The organism is Parvibaculum sp., assembly GCF_049672805.1.
Taxonomy (GTDB): Bacteria; Pseudomonadota; Alphaproteobacteria; order Parvibaculales; family Parvibaculaceae; genus Parvibaculum.
The window spans coordinates 1-8,731 of the sequence record NZ_JBATWS010000055.1 but is presented as its reverse complement, the minus strand read 5'-3'; the positions used below and the strand labels follow the sequence as shown (position 1 = coordinate 8,731).

11 protein-coding genes are annotated in these 8,731 nt (G+C 60.8%); 10 read left to right on the top strand and 1 reads right to left on the bottom strand.

The features are described from left to right. The 7 genes from WBF74_RS01810 to moaE all read left to right on the top strand — a co-directional run. Window positions 1-272, top strand: a 272-nt coding sequence (locus tag WBF74_RS01810) for a cupin domain-containing protein (protein WP_424434277.1), incomplete at its 5' end; no start/stop codon positions are given. Between the two features lie 99 nt (window positions 273-371). Then, complete coding sequence (locus WBF74_RS01805) at window positions 372-1,139, top strand: SDR family oxidoreductase (protein ID WP_424434280.1); 768 nt, start codon at window positions 372-374, stop codon at window positions 1,137-1,139. A gap of 8 nt (window positions 1,140-1,147) precedes the next feature. Then, window positions 1,148-1,555, top strand: a complete 408-nt coding sequence (folB, locus tag WBF74_RS01800; protein WP_424434274.1) for a dihydroneopterin aldolase — start codon at window positions 1,148-1,150, stop codon at window positions 1,553-1,555. 338 nt (window positions 1,556-1,893) lie between these two features. Further along, complete coding sequence (gene uvrC / locus WBF74_RS01795; protein WP_424434271.1) at window positions 1,894-3,807, top strand: excinuclease ABC subunit UvrC; 1,914 nt, start codon at window positions 1,894-1,896, stop codon at window positions 3,805-3,807. Window positions 3,808-3,882: 75 nt separating this feature from the next. Continuing rightward, entirely contained in the window at window positions 3,883-4,503 is a 621-nt protein-coding gene (pgsA, locus tag WBF74_RS01790) for a CDP-diacylglycerol--glycerol-3-phosphate 3-phosphatidyltransferase (protein WP_424434268.1), read from the top strand. Further along, window positions 4,500-4,751 carry a molybdopterin converting factor subunit 1 gene (gene moaD, locus WBF74_RS01785; protein WP_424434265.1) on the top strand — a complete coding sequence of 84 codons (252 nt, stop codon included), beginning with the start codon at window positions 4,500-4,502 and terminating at the stop codon, window positions 4,749-4,751. Before pgsA ends, moaD begins: the two co-directional genes overlap by 4 nt. 4 nt (window positions 4,752-4,755) lie before the next feature. Continuing rightward, a complete protein-coding gene (gene moaE / locus WBF74_RS01780) occupies window positions 4,756-5,199 on the top strand; it encodes a molybdopterin synthase catalytic subunit MoaE (protein WP_424434262.1) in 444 nt (147 codons plus the stop codon). Window positions 5,200-5,247: 48 nt separating this feature from the next. Here moaE and WBF74_RS01775 read toward each other — a convergent pair whose 3' ends face one another. Then, window positions 5,248-6,150, bottom strand: coding sequence for a branched-chain amino acid aminotransferase (locus WBF74_RS01775; protein WP_424434259.1), 903 nt, complete (start codon window positions 6,148-6,150; stop codon window positions 5,248-5,250). A gap of 213 nt (window positions 6,151-6,363) precedes the next feature. On the opposite strand from WBF74_RS01775, the gene WBF74_RS01770 reads away from it, so the two are divergent. From WBF74_RS01770 to WBF74_RS01760, 3 genes are all read left to right on the top strand, one after another. Then, window positions 6,364-6,912, top strand: coding sequence for a MarR family winged helix-turn-helix transcriptional regulator (locus WBF74_RS01770; RefSeq protein WP_424434256.1), 549 nt, complete (start codon window positions 6,364-6,366; stop codon window positions 6,910-6,912). 57 nt (window positions 6,913-6,969) lie between these two features. Further along, window positions 6,970-7,695 carry a response regulator gene (locus WBF74_RS01765; RefSeq protein WP_424434253.1) on the top strand — a complete coding sequence of 242 codons (726 nt, stop codon included), beginning with the start codon at window positions 6,970-6,972 and terminating at the stop codon, window positions 7,693-7,695. 12 nt (window positions 7,696-7,707) lie between these two features. After that, a partial coding sequence (locus tag WBF74_RS01760) for a histidine kinase dimerization/phospho-acceptor domain-containing protein (RefSeq protein ID WP_424434250.1) occupies window positions 7,708-8,731 on the top strand: 1,024 nt, incomplete at its 3' end.

The window sequence follows — 8,731 nt, the reverse complement described above, 5'->3', positions numbered from 1 at the left end:
GCAACCCCACCAACCGGAGCTGGAACCTCTACAGCTCGCCGGACGGAAAGTTCTTTTCCGGGATCTGGGAGAGCGAGCCAGGCGCCTGGCGCATTCATTACACCGAGCATGAGTTCTGCCACATCATCGAAGGCACGAGCCGCCTCACCGGCGATGATGGCACCAGCCTGACCGTGAAAGCGGGCGACGCCTTCGTCATCCCGGCCGGTTTCACCGGCGTCTGGGAGGTGGTGGAGCGCACCCGCAAGCACTACGCCATCTATGAAGCCTGACGCATTGGCAGGGGAAGGCCCGTTCTTGCCTTGCCTCCGTGAGACCTCTATATGGCCGACAGGCATGGACGCCGGAACGAGGCTTCTTTTTTGAGCGACATAGCAAAAGACATCCTGAAAAACGCACTGGTGACAGGCGGCGCACGGCGCATTGGCCGCGAGATCGCGCTTGGCCTGGCGCGGGACGGGTGGTCGCTTGCCATTCATCACAACAGCTCCGGCAGCGATGCAGCCGACCTCATCGCGGAGATCGAGGCAATGGGCGGCAAGGCGGTCGCGCTACGAGCGGACCTCTCCAATGCCGCCGAAACAACCTCCCTTGTGCCGCAGGCGACAAAGGCGCTGGGTCCGCTCTCCCTGCTCGTCAACAATGCCTCGCTTTTCGAGCATGACGACATCGCTACCATGACGCCGGAGAGCTGGGGCACCCATCTCGACACCAATCTGCGCGCGCCGGCCTTTCTCGCTCAGGCTTTCGCGGCGCAACTACCGGAAGGCTTCGCGGGCAATCTCATCAACATCACCGATCAGCGCGTCTGGGCGCCCACGCCTCGCTTTTTTTCCTACACGGTCAGCAAGATGGCGCTGTGGGACATGACACTGATCCTCGCACGGGCACTTGCCCCTGATATACGGGTGAATGCCATCGGCCCCGGCCCCACCCTTCCCAATGAACGCCAGACATCGGCAGATTTCGAGCGGCAGGCTGCGGCAACAATTCTCGGACGCGGCACCACGCCGGGGGAGATTTACGCCGCCATCCGGTTTATTCTCGCCTCGCCCGCCATGACCGGCCAGATGATCGCACTTGATGGCGGCCAGCACCTGGCATGGGAAACGCCGGATGTAACGGGTATCTCAGAGTAAGGGATCAGATGAGCCTGCCAGACAATGTAACGCCGCTGAAGATCGCTGATGCCGAACGCGCCGTGCGCCATGTCTTTGTGCATGATCTGCTGCTGGATGCCCATATCGGCGTCTATCGCCATGAGCAGGGCAGCACCCAGCCCATCCGCATCAATGTCGATCTGACCGTCTCCGAGACGGCGCATGGCGACGATCTGCGAAACGTCGTCTGTTATGCGAGCGTCGTGGACAGCATCAAGGCCATCGTCGCGGAAGGACATCTCAACCTCGTGGAAACGCTGGCAGAGCGCATCGCTGCCTCCTGCCTTTCCGACCCGCGCGTGCTCGTTGCCCGCGTCCGGGTGGAAAAGCTTGCTGTCATCCCGGAAGCCTCCAGCGTCGGCGTCGAGATCGAGCGCAAGCGGCATCATTCCTGACGCGGGAACCCGCCGCATAAAGCGTTAATGGAATCAAGGATTTGCGGTTCCCAATGACCGCACACGGAGCGTTTGTGCACAGCGCAAACCTGGGCTTGACGGCGGCGCCTGATCCTGACTCGAAGCGGAAAGCCCCCTCCGGGCTGGTTCCCCCGACCAAAAAACCTTATATCTTTCAATGCCTTAAAACAGGACAGGTTTTGGGGCCGTGCCATAATTCCTAATTATTACAATAAGTTGAGAGTTCCATGACGCATTTGCGCGGGAAGCTTTCAACAAACTTATCCACAGGCTCTGCTGACCATTCGTCAGCGGCCCGGCGGTGTTATACAGAGCCCATGAGCGAATCCGACGACAGCACCCGAAACGAGACGCCCCAGGCCGCCGAAAGGCCGCTCGGCGCGGCGCTGATTGCCGAGAAGGTGAAGCTCCTGCCAGACAGCCCGGGCGTCTATCGCATGTATGACGGATCGGGCGAGCTGCTCTATGTCGGCAAGGCCCGCAGCCTCAAGAAGCGCGTGGCGAGCTACACCAAACTTGCCGGCCATTCCAACCGCATCGCCCGCATGATCGCTTCCACGGCGCAGATGGAATTCATCTCCACCGCCACGGAAACGGATGCGCTGCTGCTGGAAGCGAACCTCATCAAGCGGCTGAAACCCCGCTACAACGTGCTGATGAGGGACGACAAGTCCTTCCCCTACATCCTGCTGACGGGCGACCATGATTTCCCGCAGGTGGTGAAGCATCGCGGCGCGCGCTCAAGAACGGGCGATTACTACGGCCCCTTTGCCAGCGCAGGCGCCGTGACGGCGACGCTCAACGCGCTGCAAAAGGCGTTTCTGCTCCGCTCCTGCTCCGACAGTGTTTTCGAGAATCGCACCCGGCCCTGCCTGCTCTATCAGATCAAACGATGCAGCGCGCCCTGTACCGGCGAGATCAGCGCGGAAGGATATGCGGAACTTCTGACCGAGGCGCGCGACTTCCTGAAAGGCCGCAGCCGCAAGACGCAGCAACAGCTTGTGAAGCTGATGGAACAGGCCTCCAGCGAACTCGATTTCGAGCGCGCCGCGATCTATCGCGACCGCATCCGCGCGCTGACGCAGATCCAGCAGCATCAGGGCATCAACCCGCAAACCGTGTCCGAAGCGGATGTGTTCGCCGCCTGGGCAGAGGGCGGGCAGACCTGCGTGCAGGTCTTCTTCTTCCGCGCCGGACAGAACTGGGGCAACCGGTCCTACTTCCCGCGCCATGATAAGGAACTTTCAACCGGCGAAGTGCTCGATGCCTTCCTCGCGCAATTTTATGAAGACCGCCCGCCGCCGCGCATGGTGCTTCTAAGCCATGACATACCGGGCCGCGCGCTGCTTTCGGAAGCGCTGACCATCCGTGCTGGCCGTAGGGTGGCGGTTGGCGTGCCGCAGCGGGGCGAGAAACGCGAACTCGTGGCCCATGCGCAGACCAATGCCCGCGAGGCGTTGGGCCGCCGCCTCGCCGAAAGCTCGACACAGCGCAAGCTTCTCGAAGGCGTGGCCGAAGTTTTTGATCTCGATGCACCCCCGAGCCGCATCGAAGTCTATGACAACAGCCATATCTCCGGCACGAAAGCCGTGGGCGGCATGATCGTCGCGGGGCCGGAAGGCTTCATGAAAAACCAGTACCGCAAGTTCAACATCAAGGGCGCGGACATCGAGCCGGGCGATGACTACGCCATGATGCGCGAAGTGCTGACACGTCGCTTCACACGCCTCATCAAGGAGAGCGAGGAAGGCAACGCGGGTGAAGATGCCTGGCCCGACCTCATCCTGATTGATGGCGGCGCAGGGCAGTTGAAAGTCGCGCTCGATGTGCTGAGTGAGTTGGGTATCGACAATGTCACCGCCATCGGCGTTGCCAAGGGGCCGGAGCGTGATGCGGGCCGCGAACGCTTCTTCATGGCGGGCAAGCCCGATTTCATGCTCGAACCGCGCAACCCTGTGCTCTATTACCTGCAACGGCTCCGCGATGAAGCGCATCGCTACGCCATTGGCAGCCATCGCGCGCGGCGCACAAAGGCCATCGGCGCAAACCCGCTGGACGAGATACCCGGCATCGGTCCGGGCCGGAAACGCGCCCTCTTGCAGCATTTCGGCTCTGCCCGCGCCGTCGCCCGCGCAGGTCTGACCGATCTCGAAGCGGTGGACGGCATCAGCGCGAAGGTTGCGCGCACTGTTTACGACCATTTTCACGGAAATCCGGACGCAAACAGTTGAATAGGGCCACCGGCCCCGCGACATATCGGCAGGGGATGATAGACTGTCTCCCCAGACATGGGAGTTGACCGGAATATGGCCACGAACCTGCCAAACCTTCTGACCTATTTCCGCATCGCGCTGGTGCCTGCAATCGTCATCTGCTTCTACATTGAGGGAGACATGGCGCACTGGATTGCGCTGACGCTTTTCTTCATTGCGGGGATTACCGACTTTTTCGACGGCTATCTCGCCCGCGCTTGGGAGCAGCAGTCCAATCTCGGCCGGATGCTGGACCCGATTGCGGACAAGCTGCTCGTCGCGGTCGTACTGATCGCCCTGACATGGCAGGACGTGATCGCCGGTTTCTCCCTCTGGGCAGCAATCATCATTCTCTGCCGCGAAATCCTTGTTTCGGGCCTGCGCGAATTTCTGGCTGAACTGCGCGTCAGCGTGCCCGTGACCAAGCTTGCGAAATGGAAGACTGCGATCCAGATGGTCGCGCTCGCCTTCCTGCTCGCAGGCACCGCCGGCGACAAGATCGTGCCCGGCGTGACGGAAACGGGCATCACCCTTCTCTGGGCGGCAGCTATCCTCACAATCTACACGGGCTTCGATTATTTCCGCGCGGGCATCGAGCATCTCCGTGACGACAGGCCGGCTAAGCCCCCTGCCACCCCTGCAAGCGCCGTGGCCGAACAGGAAGGCCAGAGGTGAAACTGCTCTACTTCGCCCGTGTGAAAGAAAGCACCGGCGTCGCCGAAGAGGACGTCATGCTTCCGGACAGCATCACGAATATTGCAGGCGTGATAGACTGGCTGAAAACACGCGGGGAAGGCTATGCACATGCTTTCGCTGATCTCGCCATTATCCGCTGCGCAGTCGATCAGCAGCATGGCAATCTCGGCACGCCGATTGCGGGCGCGAGCGAGATCGCCTTCTTCCCACCGGTGACAGGCGGCTGATCCCATGATCCGCGTCCAGACCGACGATTTCGACATTGGCGCGGAGTTAAGGGCGCTGACGGAAGGACGCACCGATATCGGAGCGCTCGTCACCTTTACCGGTCTCGTCCGCGACATGAATGACGGTCGCGTCTCCCTGATGGAGCTTGAACACTATCCGGGCATGACCGAGAAGGAGCTTGCCCGCATAGAGCGGGAAGCACATCAACGCTGGCCTCTTCAGGCCAGCCTCATCATCCACCGCATTGGCCGCCTCTCGCCGGGCGATAATATCGTGCTGGTGATAACAGCTTCCGCGCACCGCCACGCCGCCTTCGAGGCCGCGAGTTTTCTGATGGATTACCTGAAAACCAGCGCACCCTTCTGGAAGAAAGAAATCCGCGACGGTGAAGCACGCTGGGTCGAAGCCCGCAAGAGCGATGACGCGGCAATGACACGCTGGAAATAAAAAGGCGGCTCACCCTGAGCCGCCTTTTCTGTCTGATATGCCGAAACCTCAGCCGTTCACAGCCTTGGCGCGGTTCTGATGAGCATGGACCGCCGCGATATAATCTTCATGCAGCTTATGCGTGATCTCGCCTGGCGTGAATTTGTGCGGGCCGATCTCGCCAACCGGCGTCACTTCCGCCGCCGTGCCGGTGATGAAGCATTCGGAAAAATCCTTCAGCTCTTCCGGCAGGATGTGGCGTTCGACAAGCTCATAGCCGCGATCCTTCGCAAGCCCGATTACCGTCTGGCGCGTAATGCCATCAAGGAAGCAATCCGGCTTCGGCGTGTGGATCACGCCATCCTTGATGAAGAAGATGTTGGCACCCGTCGCTTCGGCGACATAGCCGCGATAGTCCAGCATCATCGCGTCTGCATAGCCCTTCTTCTCTGCCGCATGCTTGGAGATGGTGCAAATCATGTAGAGCCCTGCCGCCTTCGCCATGGAAGGCGCGGTTTCCGGTGAGGGACGCTTGTATTGGGCGATGTCGAGGCGGATGCCCTTCTTGCGCTGTTCAGGATCGAAATAGGAAGGCCATTCCCACGCCGCGACTGCGAAGTTGATCTTGTTGTTCTGGGCGCTCACACCCATCATTTCGCTGCCGCGCCAGGCAACCGGCCGCACATAGCCATTGACCAGCTTCTGCGCCCGCACCGCCGCCTTGCACGCCTCGTCGATTTCTTCGACGCTATAGGGAATGGTGAAGCCGAGGATTTCCGCCGACCTGATCAGCCGCTCCGAATGTTCGCGCAGCTTGAAAATCTCGCCGCCATACATCCGGCACCCTTCGAATACGCAACTGGCATAGTGAAGCCCATGCGTCAGCACATGGATCTTCGTGTCCGCCCAGGGAACGAGTTCGCCATTGAACCAGATAAAACCGTCGCGTTTATCGAATGGGACGTCTGCCATGATCCTGTTTTCCTGATACGTCGTTGTGCCGCTTGCCACAAACCTGGTCCAACAGCCTTTTGCCGTGGGAGAAAGTTTGCCGGGGACAGCCTTCTCGGGCGATCATCATTATAATGGGTGGCAGATTCGACCTGCCGTAAGCACCCATTCTGTCTCAAGCGGAAGTCGAGAGATAGCACTTAGCGGAAAATATGTCAACATGGCTGACATAAAATGACGGTCACGGCCAAACCTTCGCAGAAACCTGCCTCGAAATCCGCCCGGACTGTGCCCGGCGAAAAGCCCTCCCTTGAAGCCACCCCGCTGACAGAAGCCATAGAACTTCTGTTCTTTGCTTACCGGGACTTCATCAGCGAGCCGGACCGGATTCTTGTGGAATATGACTTCGGTCGCGCCCACCATCGGGTCGTCCACTTTGTCGGCCGTCATCCCGGCATTACGGTCGCCGAATTGCTGAATATCCTGCGCATTACCAAGCAGAGCCTCGCCCGTGTGCTGAAACAGCTCATCGAGCGCGGCTTCATCGAGCAGGAGACCGGCAAGCAGGATCGCCGCCAGCGGCTCCTCTATCTCACAAAGGCGGGCCTCGAACTCGAAGAGCGCCTTGCCGCACCCCAGCGCGCCCGCGTGGCTGCAGCGCTGGAAAAGGCGGGGCCGCAGGCCGCCACCGCCTGGCGCACTGTCCTTCTCGCGCTGGTCAACGAGAATGACAGGCCGGAGGTCGAGCGGCTCATCGCGGCAAACCCGAAGCGCCAGAACTAGCGCCGGAATTGATGGCGCGCCGCCGTCGGAGCGGATCACACCCAGCGGAGGCAGGATTTGGCTGGACAGGAAACCATCATCGACAGGAAAAGCGGTGCAACACCGCTTGCCGATGACGCCCCCCATATTCTTGTAGTGGATGACGACCGCCGCATCCGCGAATTGCTGAAACGCTATCTGAGCGACAACGGCTTCCGCGTCACCGTGGCCGAACATGCTGCCGAAGCCCGCGCGCGGCTCGAAGGGCTTTCCTTTGACCTCGTGGTGCTCGATGTGATGATGCCCGGCGAAAGCGGGCTTGATTTCGCGCAGTCGTTGCGGGCCGTCTCATCCGTGCCCATCCTCATGCTCACGGCGCGGGGCGAGGCGAGCGACCGTATCGACGGGTTGGAACGCGGGGTGGATGACTATCTCGCAAAGCCCTTTGAGCCGCGTGAATTGCTGCTGCGGATCGGCACCATCCTTCGCCGCGCGCAGGCACCGGGCGCCGCAAGGCATGACGAAATCACGATGGGGCCGCGCCGCTTCAACATCCTGCGGGGCGAACTCTGGCTCGACAATGAGATGATCCGGCTGACCACGCGGGAAATCCAGCTCCTGCGCCTCTTCGCCGCAAATCCGGGAAAGGTGCTTTCCCGCCTCGATCTTTGCGACAATGAAGCCGCCGAGCGGTCTATCGACGTGCAAATCAACCGGCTCCGCCGCAAGATTGAGGCCGATCCCAAGAACCCGACCTATCTGCAGACCGTGCGGGGCGAGGGTTATCTGTTTCTGCCGGATTAGCGACTGACACATATGACGCAGGTGAGTATCGAAGAAGGACCTACAGCACCCCCCGCCCGGCGGGGAGGCGGGCCTTCCTTCGCGCCTTTCGCCCTGCTGAAGCGCCTGATGCCGACAGGGCTTTATGGCCGCTCCCTCATCATCATCGTCGCGCCGATGGTGCTGCTCCAGATCGTCGTCACCTATGTCTTTCTCGAAAGGCACTGGCAACTGGTGACGGAGAGGCTCTCCGCAAAAACGGTCGCCGAGATCGCGCTGCTTCTCAGCGAATATGAGGAAAACCCGACACCGCAAAGTGCGGCGCGCATTTCAAAGCGCGCGAGCGACAATCTAGGCCTGCCTGTCGCCTTTCTCGATGGCGAGACCCTGCCCGACACGCCTTCCTCATCAGGCGGCCTCCTCGCAGACTCGCTCAATGACGAAATCCGGCAGCGCATCGCCCGGCCCTACTGGATCAACACAACCCAGCAGGACCGCTATGTCGATATACGCATCAGCTATAATGACGGCGTTCTGCGCATCCTCGCGCCTGCCTCACATGTCTATGCGTCGAACTCGCATATCTTCATCGTCTGGATGGTCGGCGCTTCCATCGCGCTCATCACCATCGCGATCATTTTCCTGAGAAATCAGATCCGTCCCATTGAGCGGCTTGCCTCTGCCGCTGAATCCTTCGGCATGGGCCGTGATGTGCCGCGCTACCGCCCGCAAGGAGCATCCGAAGTGCGCCGGGCGGCACAGGCCTTCATGGAGATGCGTGACCGCATCGAACGGCAGATTGAACAGCGCACCGCCATGCTTGCAGGCGTGAGCCATGATCTGCGCACCCCCCTCACCCGCTTCAAGCTGCAACTCGCCCTGCTGGGAGACGGGCCGGAGATTGCCGAACTGCGCGAAGACATAGCCGAGATGGAGCGGATGCTTGAGGACTATCTCGAATTTGCCCGCGGCCATCAGGGCGAGGCATCGGAAGAAACCGATCTCGGCGAACTGATCGGCGAGGTCCGCGATGATGCCGTGCGGAAGGGCCATGATG

Bases quoted from the DNA above. Each gene is read 5' to 3' on its own strand.
- folB (WP_424434274.1), top strand. From the start codon at position 1,148: ATGAGCCTGCCAGACAATGTAACGCCGCTGAAGATCGCTGATGCCGAA.
- uvrC (WP_424434271.1), top strand. From the start codon at position 1,894: ATGAGCGAATCCGACGACAGCACCCGAAACGAGACGCCCCAGGCCGCC.
- pgsA (WP_424434268.1), top strand. From the start codon at position 3,883: ATGGCCACGAACCTGCCAAACCTTCTGACCTATTTCCGCATCGCGCTG.
- moaE (WP_424434262.1), top strand. From the start codon at position 4,756: ATGATCCGCGTCCAGACCGACGATTTCGACATTGGCGCGGAGTTAAGG.
- WBF74_RS01775 (WP_424434259.1), bottom strand. From the start codon at position 6,150: ATGGCAGACGTCCCATTCGATAAACGCGACGGTTTTATCTGGTTCAAT.
- WBF74_RS01770 (WP_424434256.1), top strand. From the start codon at position 6,364: ATGACGGTCACGGCCAAACCTTCGCAGAAACCTGCCTCGAAATCCGCC.